Raw genomic sequence first — 13,957 nt, forward strand, 5'->3', positions numbered from 1 at the left:
CGCAATGACCTGGCCCTTTTTCTTTATCTGGCTCCCCGGGACGGGCTCGAACCGCCGACCTAGTGATTAACAGTCACCCGCTCTACCGACTGAGCTACCGGGGAATTGGGCGCAAATCCTAATGGGGCGGGGCGGGGGCGTCAAGGAAAATCTGGCCGCCCTTCGCGTTTTACCGCCGTTCGCGGCTTTAACGGTGGTTGGCCACGAACTGGCGCAGCCGTTCCAGGGCCTTGTCGAGCTGATCGACGCTGGTGGCAAACGAGACGCGGACATGACCAGGGGCCCCGAAGGCGCTGCCCGGCACCAGGGCCACCCCCACCTCGTCCAGCAGCTGCTTGGTCAGGGCCACATCGGTATCGATGTCCGCGGCCTGCATCAATCCGGTGACGCGCGGGAAGCAGTAGAACGTACCGTCTGGCATCAGGCACTCGATGCCGTCGATGGCATTGAGTCCGTCGACCACACGACGTGCCCGCTCGGCAAAGGCGGAGCACATGGCGACCACGCAGTCCTGATCGCCATCGAGGGCGGCCTCGGCCCCGGCCTGGGCAATGGAAGTCGGGTTGGAGGTGCTTTGCGACTGGATCTTCTTCATCGCCGCGATCAGGTTCTTCGGTCCACCGGCGTAGCCGATACGCCAGCCGGTCATCGCGTAGGCCTTGGAAACGCCGTTCAGGACGACGGTACGGTCCAGCAGGTCCGGGGCCACGTTGACGATGTTCACGAACGGCGTGGAGCCGAACAGGATGTGCTCGTACATGTCGTCGGTGGCGATGACGACGCGCGGATGACGCCGCAGGACCTCGGCCAGTTCCGTCAGTTGCTCGGCCGAATAGGCGGCACCTGTGGGGTTGGACGGGCTGTTCAGGAACACCAGGCGGGTGTTCGGGGTGATCGCCGCTTCCAGCTGTGCGCCGGTGACGCGGAAGCCGGCTTCCTGCTCGGCGCTGACGACCACCGGCCGGGCACCGGCGAGCAGGGCGATATCCGGGTAGGAGACCCAGTAGGGGGCTGGGATCACCACTTCGTCGCCCGGGTTCAGCAGGGCCTGGCAGAGGTTGAAGATGCTCTGCTTGCCGCCGGAGGAGACCAGGATCTGGTCGGGGGTGAACGTCAGGCCGTTGTCGCGATCGAATTTCCGAATGATGGCGGCCTTGAGACTGACCGTTCCGTCCACCGGAGTGTACTTGGTTTCTCCGCGGGCAAGCGCGTCGACCGCGGCCTGCTTGATATGCTCGGGGGTATCGAAATCCGGTTCTCCCGCCCCCAGCCCGACAATGTCCCGTCCCTCGGCTCGCAACTGGGCGGCCAGGGCGCTGACGGCGAGAGTGGGGGAGGGCTGGATGCGCTGGACGCGGTCGGAGAGCTCGATTTCCAAGGTGGGGCCTCTGTGTGATCGGGGCGAAGGGCCGCGCGGGCGGTCGGGTGCGAAATGATACTGAAATCAGGCGCGGAGGATAAGGTGCAGCCAGGCGAAGGCGAACAATTCCAGGTGGTGTCCGAATACCAGCCGGCTGGCGACCAGCCCGCTGCGATCGCGGCATTGACCGAAGGCCTCGAGGCGGGCCTGGCACATCAGATCCTGCTCGGGGTCACCGGGTCGGGCAAGACGTTCACCATCGCCAATGTGATCGAGAATATCCAGCGCCCCACCATTATCCTGGCGCCAAACAAGACCCTGGCCGCCCAATTGTACGGGGAATTCAAGGAGTTTTTCCCGAACAACACGGTGGAGTATTTCGTTTCCTACTACGATTACTACCAGCCGGAGGCCTACGTCCCGTCCTCGGATACCTATATCGAGAAGGACGCGTCGATCAACGACCACATCGAGCAGATGCGCCTGTCGGCCACGCGTGCGTTGCTGGAGCGCCGCGATGCGATCATCGTGGCCTCGGTCTCCGCGATTTACGGCCTGGGTGATCCGCGCAAGTATCTTTCCATGGTGCTGCATCTGGAGCGCGGCGAGCGTATTGACCAGCGCGACTTGCTGCGGCGCCTGGCGGAGTTGCAGTACACCCGCAACGATGCGGAGTTGCGCCGTGCGACCTACCGCGTCCGCGGCGAAGTCATCGACATCCACCCGGCGGAGTCGGACATCGAGGCGGTGCGCATCGAGCTGTTCGACGACGAGGTGGAACGCCTGTCGTATTTCGACCCCCTGACCGGCGAACAGCTGCGCACCGTCCCGCGCCTGACGATCTACCCGAAGACCCACTACGTGACGCCGCGCGAAACCCTGTTGGGGGCGGTGGACCACATCCGCGACGAATTGAAGGAGCGCCTGGATTTTCTGCGCAAGGAAGACCGGCTGGTCGAAGCACAGCGGCTGGAGCAACGCACGCTGTTCGATCTGGAGATGATCCTCGAGATCGGCTACTGCAACGGCATCGAGAACTACTCGCGCTACCTCTCCGGCCGCGCCCCGGGCGAGCCGCCACCGACCTTTTTCGACTACCTGCCCAAGGATGCGCTGTTGGTGATCGACGAGTCGCACGTGTCGGTCCCGCAGGTGGGCGGGATGTACAAGGGCGACCGTTCGCGCAAGGAGACGCTGGTGGAATACGGCTTTCGCCTGCCATCGGCGCTGGACAACCGGCCGCTGCGTTTCGAGGAGTTCGAGGCCTTGCAGCCGCAGACGATCTACGTCTCCGCCACCCCGGGGCCCTATGAGCGCGAGCATGCCGACGCGATCGTGGACCAGGTGGTGCGCCCGACCGGCTTGCTGGACCCGATCCTGGAGATCCGCCCGGCCGGTACCCAGGTGGACGACGCACTCTCCGAGATTCGCGATCGGGTCGAATGCAACGAGCGCGTCCTGATCACCACGCTGACCAAACGCATGGCCGAGGATCTGACGGATTATCTGTCCGAGCACGGGGTACGCGTGCGCTACCTGCACTCGGATATCGATACCGTCGAGCGCATGGAGATCATCCGCGACCTGCGCCTGGGCGAGTTCGATGTGCTGGTGGGGATCAACCTGCTGCGCGAAGGCCTCGACATGCCCGAGGTCTCGCTGGTGGCGATCCTGGATGCGGACAAGGAGGGCTTCCTGCGCTCCGACCGTTCGCTGATCCAGACCATCGGCCGCGCCGCGCGCAACGTCAACGGCAAGGCGATCCTGTACGCCGACAAGGTGACCGGATCCATGCGGCGTGCGATCGACGAGACCGAGCGCCGCCGGGCCAAGCAGATCGAACACAATGAGGCCCACGGGATCACGCCCATCGGCATCCGCAAGAACGTTGCGGACATCCTGGAGGCGCGCAACGCGATGCCCGGCGCCGGCGGCCGACGAGGTCGAAAGGTGGCGGAGGAGGGCGCCGATTACGTGGGCGCGCCGGACAACGCGGCCAAGGAGATCGAACGCCTGGAAAAGGAGATGTTTGCCAAGGCCCGCGACCTCGAGTTCGAGGAGGCCGCCCGGATTCGCAATCGCATCGAAAAGCTCAAGGCACTCGCCTTTCTCCCCGAAGCCTCGCTATCCTGAAAAGATGGCTCCCGCGGGAGCGCCGAATCGAGCCCCTGAGTGATGTCCAAGAACGACCCCTTGCCCCTGGGTCCGGTGATGCTCGATGTCGCCGGTACCGAACTGACTCCCGAAGACCGTGAACGCCTGCGTCATCCCGCCACCGGCGGCGTGATCCTGTTCGCCCGCAACGTCGGCACTGCGGAGCAGGTGAGCGCGCTGGTCGCCGCCATTCGCGCCGAGCGCCCCGGCATCCTGATTGCGGTGGACCAGGAGGGCGGACGGGTGCAACGGTTGCGCGATGGCTTCACCGCCATCCCGCCGATGCGTCAGTTGGGCCATGTCCACGATTACGACCGCAACAAGGCCTGCGAGCTCGCCCATGCGACCGGCGAACTTCTCGGGCGTGAGCTGCGCTCGGTGGACATCGACTTCAGCTTTACCCCGGTGCTGGATCGCGACCTCGACATCAGCGAGATCATCGGCGATCGTGCCTTCCATTACGACCCGGACGTGATCGCGCGCCTGGCCGGCGAGTTGATCCGGGGCCTGTCCGCGGCCGGCATGGCGGCCGTGGGCAAGCATTTCCCGGGTCACGGGGCTGTTGCCGCGGATTCGCATGTCGCCTTGCCGGTCGACGACCGTCCACTCTCCGAGATCGAGAATCAGGACCTGGAGGCGTTTCGCCCGGTGCTCGGGGACCTCGAGGCCATCATGCCGGCACACGTCGTATACCCACAGGTGGATGAACATCCCGCGGGCTTCTCGCGCGTCTGGCTGCAGGACATCCTGCGCCGCGAACTGCGCTATCGCGGGGCGATCCTCAGCGACGACCTCGCCATGGCTGGGGCAGAGGGCATCGGCGGTCCCGCCGAGCGCGCTGCGGCCGCACGGGCGGCCGGCTGCGACATGGTGCTGATTTGCAACCAGCCGGAACAAGCCGACATCATCCTTGCCGCCCAGGCGGATCAGCCGTTGTCACCTGAATCGCGGCGTCGACTGGAACGCTTGCGGGCGCGCCCAGTGGAGCCTGATCCACAGGGTCTCGTCGCACTGCGCGCGCGGTTGGCGCGCTGGACTCAAGCGAGCCAGATCGCCACTGCATAACCCCATGGAAAGGGCGCATTGGCACCCGCGTGCCGAGCCGCCTATAATGCGCCACCGGTTTGCAGTTGAGCAGCTAGTAATATTCACACTCACCACTGAAGTTGGAGATCCAAAATGGCCGATAAGCTCATGATCGTCATGGTCAACACCGACCCGAGCAACGCTTCCGAACTGGGTGCCCCGTTCTTCCAGGCCACCGTGGCTGCCGCCATGGAATACGACGTTGAAATCGTGATGACCGGCCGTGCTGGCGAGCTCGCCAAGAAGGGCGTTGCCGAGAACCTGTTCGTGCAGGAAGGCTCCAGCAAGAGCGTCTACGACTTCATGAAGGACGCCCACGAAGCCGGCGTCGTAATGAAGGTCTGCACCCCGACGCTGGATCTGTGGGGCAACGACCTGATTCCGGAGATCGAAGAAACCGTGGGCGGCGCCTACGTCATCTCCGAAGCGATGGACGACGACACGGTCACCTTTACCTACTAAGGTTATCGACGTTCGTTTTCAGCCGGCCGGCCCTTGTGCCGGCCGGTTGCGTTTCCGGGCCCCGAAAAGGCGAGGCCAACCTTGCCGAATGTTCGGGGCTCGGACATGATTTCCCCGCATCGACACCCTCAGGATATGCCATGAGCCCGGAACAGGCCCGAGCCACGCTGCGCGACGCCGACTGCCTCTTCAGCCGCGATGCCGTCGAGACGGCGATCGACCGCCTGGCGGAACGCACGGCCGCCACGCTGAAGGACCGCAATCCGTTGGTCATGGGCGTGATGAACGGGGGTGTGGTGCTGATGGGCGGGTTGTTGACCCGCTGGTCGTTTCCCATGCAGGTGGATTACCTGCACGCCACGCGCTATCGCGGTGGCACCCGCGGCGGCGAACAGCTGCACTGGTTGGCACGTCCGCAGGCCTCGCTCAAGGACCGAACCGTTGTCATCGTGGATGACATCCTCGACGGCGGGATCACCCTGGAGGGAATCAAGACGTTCTGCGAGGAGCAGGGCGCGGCGCAGGTGATCTCCATCGTCCTGGTGGACAAGCACAACCCGGAGCGGGACCCGGCGATCACCGTCGACTACGCCGCCCTGGAGGCCCCGAACCGCTACCTGTTCGGGTACGGTATGGATTATCAGGACTATCTGCGCAATGCGCCCGGCATCTTCGCCGTGGCCGACCACTAAACCACTGACGCCCGAGGCGCTCATGTCCACACCCCGTATCGCCGTCATCGGCGGCACCGGCCTGACCCGGCTGAAGGATCTGGAGATCACCCGGCGTCAGGTAATGCACACGCCGTATGGCGAACCCTCGGGGCCGCTGGTGTTCGGCCGCCTGAACGACACCGAGATCGTGTTTCTGCCACGGCACGGGGCCCGGCATACCATCCCGCCGCACGAGGTGAACTACCGCGCCAATATCTGGGCGCTGAAAAATGCCGGGATCGACAACGTGGTGGCCGTGGCTGCAGTCGGCGGGATTGGCGAAGAGATGAAGCCCGGTATGGTCGCGATCCCCGATCAGATCATCGATTACACCTGGTCACGGGCGAATACCTTCTTCGAGGGGAATGACCTGGAAGAGGTCACCCACATCGACATGACCTGGCCCTATAGCGACAGCGTCCGCCAGACACTGATCCGCGCGATTGACGACCTGGGTATCGAGGCCGTGGAGCACGGGACCTACGGGGCCACGCAGGGACCGCGCCTGGAGACGGCCGCGGAGATTGATCGCCTGGAACGCGACGGCTGCGATCTGGTGGGCATGACCGGCATGCCCGAGGCGGCGCTGGCGCGTGAACTGGGGCTGAACTACGCCTGCTGTGCCGTAATCGCCAACTGGGCGGCCGGACGCGCCGAAGGCGAGATCACCATGGACGACATCGCCGCGAATCTCGATGTCGGCATGGCGCGGGTGAAACAGATCCTCACGCACGTCATCAGCAGTCTTTCCTGACGCCACGGCGTTAACAATCCGGGGACCGGCCGGGGAGAGAACCCGGGCCGGGTGACCGCACGTGCATTGTCCAGGGGCTCGCTAAGGCGACCAAAACCGTCCCTTATCCAAGATTTAACATAATATGTATTATGCGACATTGAAGATGGGCGTGTCTCGAGCGGAATGACCGGGATGCTCCCGCCGAAGTCTTGAACGCGGCCTGCGCCAGGCCCAATCCCGTTCCCGTTTAGGCCTGATCCCGCACGTCAGGCGCGCACGGCCTTTTCGATCCCCTCGGTCATCACCTCGACGAGGAAGTCGATCTGTTCCTCGGTGATCACGTACGGCGGCATCAGATAGCTCACGTTCCCCAGTGGTCGCAACAGCGCACCGCGCGTCAGGCCGTGGCGATAGATGTGCAGTCCGCGACGTTCCTGCCACGGATACGGCGTGCGCCGGGACTTGTCCTGCACCAGTTCCACCGCCGCAATCATGCCGTGCTGGCGCACGTCGGCGACATGCGGATGTTCCCGCAAGGGTTCAAGTCGTTTCTCGATATGGGCGGCAAGCTCCCGGTTTCTCTCGAGAACGGGATCGGAATCGAAGATGTCCAGTGTGGCAAGTGCGGCCCTGCACGCGAGCGGATTCCCGGTATAGGAATGCGAATGCAGGAACATGTTGAGCTTTTCGTAATCGTCGTAGAACGCCTGGTAAATGGTATCTGTGGTCAACACGGCGGCCATGGGCAGATAGCCGGCGGTCAGGCCCTTGGACAGGCACATGAAATCGGGCGTGATTGGCCCCTGTTCGCAGGCGAACAGCGTGCCCGTGCGCCCGAAGCCGACTGCGATCTCGTCGGCGATCAGGTGGACGCCGTGACGGTCGCAGGCTTCGCGCAGTAGCCGCAGGTATTCAGGGTCGTACATGCGCATGTGGCCGGCGCACTGGACCAGGGGCTCCACGATGACCGCGGCGGCCTCATCGGCATGTTCCGCCAGCGCCTGCTCCATGTGGTCGAACTGGCGACGCGCCACATCGGCGCAGGTTTCGCCGTCTTCGCGGTCGAAACAATCCGGTGCCGGCACGGTGATGACGTCCAGCATCAGCGGTTCGTAGGTTGCACTGTACAGCGGTACGTCGCTCACGGACAAGGCGCCCAGAGTCTCGCCGTGGTAGCTGTTGGACAGGCGGATGAAGCGAGTCTTCTGCGGGCGATCGACGTTGCGCCAGTAGTGAAAGCTCATCTTCAGCGCGACCTCGACCCCGGCGCTGCCGTTGTCCGCCAGGAACACCCGGTCCAGGCCTTCGGGGGTGATGTCGATCAGGCGTTCGCACAACTCGACCACCGGCTCGTGGGTGCAGCCGGCGAGGATCACATGCTCCAGCCGGTCCAGCTGGTCCTTGACCGCATCACCGATGCGCGGGTTGGCGTGACCGAACAGGTTGACCCACCACGAACTGATGGCATCCAGATAGCGATTGCCGTCGAAATCGTACAGCCAGACGCCCTCCCCCCGCTGGATCGGAAGCAGCGGGAGGGTCCCCTCCTCGCCGTAGTCTTTCATCTGGGTACAGGGATGCCAGAGGGCGCGCAGGTCGCGTTGCTTGAGCGTGTTGTTGTCCATGAGATCCATTGTGCCAAAAAACCCGCCCGGCTGAAGCGGACTCAGTGAGCCGATTCGGCCTTCATCGCCATCAGCTCGTCCTCGAAGAAGAAGCGATCTTCGCCGAAGGCGGGTTTGAGCTGATCGAGCCAGGTCGCGTGTTCGTCGTAGCGCGCGAAGAACGGCCGCTGGACCCAGTCGGGGTTGCGTGCCTGGATCAAACCCGGGGCGGTTCACTTCTCGCGTTGGACCTTGTGTTGCCCTATCTTGGTCGGCACCTCGATCGGTGGAATGCTGACGATCTGATCGAGGAAACCATGTGGGACGCAGAAATTATGATCCGGAGTACAAGCTTCGGGTGGCCCGGCTGGTGGTGGACGAGGGCCAACGGGACATCAAAGGAGCGTCGTGCCCCGCTGTCACGCTCGACAAACATGCACAGCGGCCCCCAGAAAACGTTGCAATGCAATGCCGGTCGGCATTAGACCTCGCTGATCGCAGGGACTGTGATTTACGGGTACGAACCTTCCGCGGACTACTTGGTTTCCGGGCATTCACATGCCCAACCAAAACAAACCCACGCTTCCGGGGCTGGCGCTCAAACGCTAGTTCCGCGTCCGCTACCCCGCTGCCTGGGCACTCCAGAACGAGCTGACCCAGGCCTTAAAGGAAGCAGTAGATGCAACTTGACGATGCCTGCCTGGGCGGCGAACGCATCGCTGGCGAGATGGCACGCGGGGCAGCCGAGATGCCCGGTGATTCAACATGTGCATGCCATCGATAGTGGCGCTTCTTAAGTGGTGGTGGCGACCGATGATAAATGGTTTGCATTGGCCGATGATCAGGGCCCATGGAGATAAACCTTTGATCCCGCCGAGGAATGCTCGTCAGGTCGCGTAAAAATTCGCCTGACTACGTCAGGCATCGATGGCAACGTTGACAGTGTCCGTGCATGACACTTCTGATGCGCTTGCTCTCCATGCATTAAAAGGGATTCTGGATTGCAATGGCTACTACGCCCTGTTCTTTATTCGGAAACCGAATGGGACCTGTCTGTTTGCAACGACCTGAGACGGCTCCACCTTTCCGGAAGGTCGTCTTGTATCTACGTCATATTGGAATCCATGCCATATCCGGAAAGACTTATTCATCGCTAGGCGCAGTGCGCGCCAAGCCTAATGAAATAGTTAGCGTTCTCTCGAACAACCACTGATTCTTTGGTATGCTGCGTCCATTCATTCTTCCCGAAAGCCATCCCTGAACCGCCTTCCGCGTTCGACACGTCAGATGATCGGGAGGCAGTACGGGGGGTGTTAGGCAAACACTGATTTATTCCGCCTTGGATCCTGCCCTCCTGGCGGGTTAGGGATAAGGGCGCTAGGTTTTCCGCCCAAGGTTAGGGCGGATGTCCCAGTGCAGATTCTCCGATCTCGAGTATTCCGTCATGAGTAAGCACACGCGGCGCGACCGACTTTTTGGGAGAACGATGCAATCACGCCTTGGGCGGTGCTGGTGGAGTCGATGAGCCACACTACTTAAAGGGGATGATGCGGGGCCGTCCGCCGAATGGCCTGGAACGGATACTTAGGCTGTACGTGGCGCAGTAGTGCTTCAATTTGTCGGATGGAAGGGATCGAGTATGCGGTCTACGACAGACAAGCGATCCGGAGCTTCGTTGGGATCGAGCTGAGCCGAAACATCGCGCGCAAGCGCGGCACGGTGCGCGCGATGCCAGGAGGGCCAGAGCGCAACCAAGTGCAGGCCAATGAACGGCGGAACGCCCAGTGTTTCCTTAGAACCAGACCCATAGAGGTAAAGTATGGATATTCGTCCAGTCACGCCCGAGGATGTGCCGGTCATTCATAAGATTGCCAGCCATTGGTTGCTGAGCAATTTAAAAGATCCGGAAAACACGGGTTTTTTAATATCCAATTACACGGAAGAAGAGTACCTAAAATGGATTGGTCATGCAGACTATTTTTGGGTGGCCGAGAAGAATGGTGAAATTCAAGGCTTTTTGCTGGCCTATAATCAGGACAAGATTCAGCCGTCGGAAGTGGTTAATTCTTGTTTAAGATACACCATTATGGATAAGTTCACGCTGATCAAGCAGATCTGTTCAGCACCAAACACAAAAGGCGTTTCGAGCGCCCTCTACTGCAAACTATTTTCTAATATGAGTGCTGACTTTGCCTTGGCGGCGGTGGTCAATGAACCCCTGAATACCCGCTCGATTGGGTTTCATCGTCACATGGGTTTTAAACATCTGTGGGATATGGCTCCACCCGCGGATTTCGATGGCGTGGTAAGAGCCCGTTCCATTTGGTTTTACAGCCGAAGAAAGAATCCGGATAGTGGCTGCGCTGATGAGCCGCAGACGCGCATTCCGACAGCAGATAAAGACGAGTTGCTAACGCAGCTGATTGAAAAAGAACAGTCGGCCGCCCAGCTTTATATGCATGAAGACAATTTGAATTGGACTAAGCTTGGAATGCTGGTGACCTTCATGACCGCGTTTTTTACTGCTTTTGCAATCCTCATCGAGCGCAGTGAAGACATGGCCTCAGCGGTTATTATACCGATTCTTATTATTGCAGGTTTGGCCATAAATTTGATGTTTTTACAAAAGATAAAAAGCGGTGTGATATACATGACTCACCATAAAAAGAATCTGCAGCGTTTTGACGAGGCGGTATCCAACTTGTGCCCGAGCATGCCGCATTTTCTTAACCATGAAACCAAACAAACCTCCTTCACAGTGAAATGGCTTTATTGGTTACCCCTGATCAGTAACGGTATTTGGATATTTTGCTCCATTTGGTTGGTTCTGGTGTTTTTTGTCCTCTAGGGAAACACTTATAAATAGGCCGGCATCCGGCTCCGTGGACCGCCGAAACGTTTTTGGAAGGGCACTGGGCTCATTACGTCCGGCTTGGGGCTTCCGCGCTGTGAGGCGGGCCGACCGCCGACAGGACCCTACGGTCAAAAACCCGACAATGGCGAGGTTGTCAATGGATCAACACCGTGCTCGGCGACCTCAAAGGCAGCCTGAGCAAGAGTCATCATCCGTTTACGTTTGCTAAGTACGCGGTCCGTTACCGCTCTGCTTTCGCTTATCGCTTCAACCAGCGCCTTGATCTGGCGACATTGCCGGCTCTTGGATTACCCTTCGACCCCTGATCAGGAGGATCGCATGCACCCGGAGTTTCCACAGGAAGGGATCATCCACCTCAATCATGCCGCCGTGGGCCCCTGGCCCCGGCGCACCGAGGACGCGGTCTGCCGCTTCGCCCGGGAGAACGTGGCCCATGGCTCGCGTGACTACCTGCAGTGGCTGCAGCAAATCGACGCGACGCGGGAACTCGCACGGGCGTTGATCGGGGCGCCGTCTGCAGAGGACATTGCCTTCGTGAAGAACACGTCCGAGGCGCTGTCAATGGTGGCCTTCGGCCTGGACTGGCAGCCGGGCGACAATGTGGTGTTCCCGGCGCACGAGTTCCCGTCCAATCGTGTCGTCTGGCTGGCCGCCGCAGAGCGTTTCGGCATCGAGGCGCGCGAGGTCGCCATTGGCGAGGAACCGGAGCGCGACCTGCTGGCCGCATGTGATGCGCGGACCCGCCTGGTGGCCACCAGTGCTGTGCGCTACGACTCCGGGCTGCGGGTCGACATCCAGGCGCTGGGTGCGGAACTGCGCTCGCGGCGCATCCTGTTCTGTGTTGATGCGATCCAGCACCTGGGCGCCCTGCCCTTCGATGCCCCGGGTTGCCATGCCGACTTCGTGATGGCCGATGCCCACAAGTGGATGCTGGCGCCCGAGGGAATCGGGGTGTTCTACGTAAACCCGGAGATCCGCGAACGGCTGACGCTGCAGGAATATGGCTGGAACATGCTGGCGCATGCCGGCGATTTCTCGAACCCGGGGATCGAGCCCGCCACGAGTGCACGGCGTTTCGAACCGGGCAGTCCGAACATGCTCGGAATTCACGCCCTGCACGCCAGTCTCTCCCTTCTGCTGGAGATCGGGCTGGACAGCATCGACCACGAGATCCGCGAGCACTGGCTACATTTGGAAGAAGGCCTGCGTGCGCACGGCTGCCAAATCCTGACACCGCGCGGCTGGCGTGCCGGCATCCTGACGTTCCGACCGCCGGTGGATGACCCGGAAGCGCTATACGCGAGGCTTCAGGGGCGCGGCATCCTGTGTGCCATGCGAGGCGGCGGGATCCGCTTTGCGCCCCACTTCTACCTGACGCGAGCGCAGATCGACCAGGCGCTGGAATATCTGGGAGAGGCCATCCACGAAGCCGGCGCGGCTACGGTACGCTGAGAGGTACGGCGGAGAACGGCCGGTGGTAACGCGTGTGGGAGCGCGCCCCAAGGGCGTGAGGCCTCGTCTGCAAGGAGATCTCTTCTAGAAGGTATGGGTCTTGCGGTCGGAGTTCAGCATGCCGCCCAGATGTTCCTCGATGCGGCGGTGGGTCACACCCTTGTCCGACTTGTTGAACTGCACGCCGATGCCCCGCAGCCGGTTGCCCTGGGCGCGCGGCGGCGTAATCCAGACCACCGTGCAGGGGGTCGGAAGGCGATCCGAATCCTCCAGCAGGGACAGCAGCAGGAAGACCTGGTCTCCGAGCTTGTAGGCCTTGTCGGTCGGGATGAACAGACCGCCATTGGTCACGAACGGCATGTATGCCGCATACAGCGCGGGTTTTTCCTTGATTGCCAAGGTGAGCATGCCCTGCCCGGCCATAGACCCTCCGTGTGACCTGAAATCGTACTGGGTCTGGCAGTATCGCCCATCGCACCGATACCGCGCCACCCCGACTGTACTCGTGGCGAGTGACGCCTTACTGCTCGAGGAAGCTCAATGCGATGTCTTCCATGCGCAGCTGCGGGTTAAGCTGGCGCGAGGCCTGGCGTTGCCAGCCGAGCGCTTGACTCGACAGTTCAGCCAGCCGCCGCGGCCCCATGCGCCGGGCGAAGTCCTCGATTAGATCGCGCGGGAACTGCCGGCCAAACGCATCCGGCTCGCCGTTGACGAGCAGGCGCTGGGCCGCAACCAGCAGAGCCTGGATTCGCGGGATCAGGGATTCCGGCAGGCTGCGTTGCATGGCACTGGCCATCGGTGTCACCCCGGGGCGACGCAGTAGCAGGGTCAGGGCCTCGCGGTCCTGTTCCCAGCGCGCCATACGGTCGGGGTCGGTCAGGATCTCGCGGGCGGCCAGCGGACGCCCGAGACTGGCGGCATAGGCCTCGTCCACTGCCGCAGGGTCATCGGCGGCCCCGCGCAACCAGTCCGTTGCTTCGGCAGGCCCCGGCGTGGCGATTTCGACCATCTGGCAGCGGCTGCGGATGGTCGCTGGCAGGCGCGCCGGCTGCGCCGCCTCGAGAATCAGCATGGCCCTGGGCGGGGGTTCCTCCAGGGTCTTCAGCAGCGCATTCGCCGCATTCGTGTTCAGGGCATCGGCCGGGCGGATGATCACGCTGCGCAGGCCGCCCGAACCGGACAGCGAGAGAAACTCGATCGCCTCGCGGGCCGCCGCGATCAGGATTTCCTTGCCCGCCTCCTCCGGCTCCAGCGTCATCACCTCGGGGTGTACACCACCAAGGAAGCTGCGACAGCCGTTGCATTCGCCGCACGGCGGCTCGGTGCCCGTCGCGCGCTGGCACAGCAGGGCCTGGACCAGCGCCCGCGTCAGCAGTGCCTTGCCAACGCCCGGAGCGCCATGGACCAGTAGACCGCTGGGCAGGCGCCCTTCGCGCCCGCGCCGCGCCAGCGCCTCCCACGGCTTTTGCAGCCAGGGCGGCAGCATATCGTCGGTGACTGGCGCAGCCATGGCCC

General features: G+C 62.2%; 11 protein-coding genes, 1 tRNA gene and 3 pseudogenes. 9 read left to right on the top strand and 6 right to left on the bottom strand.

Annotated features, from left to right (window positions below):
• Positions 1-28: 28 nt before the first annotated feature.
• Both F618_RS0104295 and F618_RS0104300 read right to left on the bottom strand, forming a co-directional pair.
• Positions 29-104 (bottom strand) — tRNA-Asn (locus F618_RS0104295).
• Between the two features lie 83 nt (positions 105-187).
• The gene (locus tag F618_RS0104300) at positions 188-1,378 is read right to left on the bottom strand and encodes a pyridoxal phosphate-dependent aminotransferase (RefSeq protein ID WP_019567844.1); all 1,191 of its coding nucleotides are present in this window, start codon (positions 1,376-1,378) and stop codon (positions 188-190) included.
• An 84-nt stretch (positions 1,379-1,462) separates the two neighbouring features.
• Between F618_RS0104300 and uvrB the strand changes: the two genes are divergently transcribed.
• The 5 genes from uvrB to F618_RS0104325 all read left to right on the top strand — a co-directional run bounded on the left by uvrB (position 1,463) and on the right by F618_RS0104325 (position 6,529).
• Complete coding sequence (uvrB, locus tag F618_RS0104305; protein ID WP_019567845.1) at positions 1,463-3,493, top strand: excinuclease ABC subunit UvrB; 2,031 nt, start codon at positions 1,463-1,465, stop codon at positions 3,491-3,493.
• A 42-nt stretch (positions 3,494-3,535) separates the two neighbouring features.
• A complete protein-coding gene (gene nagZ / locus F618_RS0104310) occupies positions 3,536-4,579 on the top strand; it encodes a beta-N-acetylhexosaminidase (protein ID WP_018951442.1) in 1,044 nt (347 codons plus the stop codon).
• 114 nt (positions 4,580-4,693) lie between these two features.
• Positions 4,694-5,062, top strand: a complete 369-nt coding sequence (locus tag F618_RS0104315; RefSeq protein WP_018145688.1) for a DsrE family protein — start codon at positions 4,694-4,696, stop codon at positions 5,060-5,062.
• Between the two features lie 140 nt (positions 5,063-5,202).
• On the top strand, positions 5,203-5,754 hold the full coding sequence (locus F618_RS0104320) for a hypoxanthine-guanine phosphoribosyltransferase (protein ID WP_019567846.1): 552 nt from the start codon (positions 5,203-5,205) through the stop codon (positions 5,752-5,754).
• Positions 5,755-5,776: 22 nt separating this feature from the next.
• Entirely contained in the window at positions 5,777-6,529 is a 753-nt protein-coding gene (locus F618_RS0104325; protein ID WP_018937586.1) for an S-methyl-5'-thioinosine phosphorylase, read from the top strand.
• A gap of 248 nt (positions 6,530-6,777) precedes the next feature.
• Here F618_RS0104325 and F618_RS0104330 read toward each other — a convergent pair whose 3' ends face one another.
• Together F618_RS0104330 and F618_RS15920 are read right to left on the bottom strand one after the other, a co-directional pair.
• Positions 6,778-8,136 (bottom strand): adenosylmethionine--8-amino-7-oxononanoate transaminase, encoded by a 1,359-nt coding sequence (locus F618_RS0104330; protein WP_026331141.1) that lies wholly within the window; start codon positions 8,134-8,136, stop codon positions 6,778-6,780.
• Positions 8,137-8,177: 41 nt separating this feature from the next.
• Positions 8,178-8,336, bottom strand: a pseudogene (locus F618_RS15920) (lysine 2,3-aminomutase); the annotation flags it as partial.
• 1,184 nt (positions 8,337-9,520) lie between these two features.
• Between F618_RS15920 and F618_RS15365 the strand changes: the two are divergent.
• From F618_RS15365 to F618_RS0104345, 4 genes and pseudogenes are all read left to right on the top strand, one after another.
• A pseudogene (locus F618_RS15365) lies at positions 9,521-9,819 on the top strand (transposase); the annotation flags it as partial.
• A gap of 115 nt (positions 9,820-9,934) precedes the next feature.
• Positions 9,935-10,963: a hypothetical protein gene (locus F618_RS0104340; protein ID WP_019567849.1), complete on the top strand. Its 1,029-nt coding sequence runs from the start codon at positions 9,935-9,937 to the stop codon at positions 10,961-10,963.
• A 164-nt stretch (positions 10,964-11,127) separates the two neighbouring features.
• Positions 11,128-11,265 (top strand): annotated as a pseudogene (locus F618_RS16320) (IS1595 family transposase); the annotation flags it as partial.
• Between the two features lie 43 nt (positions 11,266-11,308).
• Positions 11,309-12,442 (top strand): aminotransferase class V-fold PLP-dependent enzyme, encoded by a 1,134-nt coding sequence (locus tag F618_RS0104345; protein WP_019567850.1) that lies wholly within the window; start codon positions 11,309-11,311, stop codon positions 12,440-12,442.
• Between the two features lie 84 nt (positions 12,443-12,526).
• On the opposite strand, the gene F618_RS0104350 is transcribed toward F618_RS0104345, so the two are convergent.
• Positions 12,527-12,865, bottom strand: a complete 339-nt coding sequence (locus tag F618_RS0104350) for a PilZ domain-containing protein (protein ID WP_017941553.1) — start codon at positions 12,863-12,865, stop codon at positions 12,527-12,529.
• Positions 12,866-12,962: 97 nt separating this feature from the next.
• Positions 12,963-13,952: a DNA polymerase III subunit delta' gene (locus tag F618_RS0104355; protein ID WP_019567851.1), complete on the bottom strand. Its 990-nt coding sequence runs from the start codon at positions 13,950-13,952 to the stop codon at positions 12,963-12,965.
• Positions 13,953-13,957: the final 5 nt, after the last annotated feature.

Source organism: Thioalkalivibrio sp. ALMg13-2 (assembly GCF_000381185.1).
Classification (GTDB): domain Bacteria; phylum Pseudomonadota; class Gammaproteobacteria; order Ectothiorhodospirales; family Ectothiorhodospiraceae; genus Thioalkalivibrio; species Thioalkalivibrio versutus.

What these genes read in the sequence shown, in the direction of transcription:
- F618_RS0104315 (WP_018145688.1), top strand. Translation starts at nt 4,694, where the DNA reads ATGGCCGATAAGCTCATGATCGTCATGGTCAACACCGACCCGAGCAAC.
- F618_RS0104355 (WP_019567851.1), bottom strand. Translation starts at nt 13,952, where the DNA reads ATGGCTGCGCCAGTCACCGACGATATGCTGCCGCCCTGGCTGCAAAAG.
- F618_RS0104320 (WP_019567846.1), top strand. Translation starts at nt 5,203, where the DNA reads ATGAGCCCGGAACAGGCCCGAGCCACGCTGCGCGACGCCGACTGCCTC.
- nagZ (WP_018951442.1), top strand. Translation starts at nt 3,536, where the DNA reads ATGTCCAAGAACGACCCCTTGCCCCTGGGTCCGGTGATGCTCGATGTC.
- F618_RS0104325 (WP_018937586.1), top strand. Translation starts at nt 5,777, where the DNA reads ATGTCCACACCCCGTATCGCCGTCATCGGCGGCACCGGCCTGACCCGG.
- F618_RS0104340 (WP_019567849.1), top strand. Translation starts at nt 9,935, where the DNA reads ATGGATATTCGTCCAGTCACGCCCGAGGATGTGCCGGTCATTCATAAG.
- F618_RS0104345 (WP_019567850.1), top strand. Translation starts at nt 11,309, where the DNA reads ATGCACCCGGAGTTTCCACAGGAAGGGATCATCCACCTCAATCATGCC.
- F618_RS0104350 (WP_017941553.1), bottom strand. Translation starts at nt 12,865, where the DNA reads ATGGCCGGGCAGGGCATGCTCACCTTGGCAATCAAGGAAAAACCCGCG.
- F618_RS0104330 (WP_026331141.1), bottom strand. Translation starts at nt 8,136, where the DNA reads ATGGACAACAACACGCTCAAGCAACGCGACCTGCGCGCCCTCTGGCAT.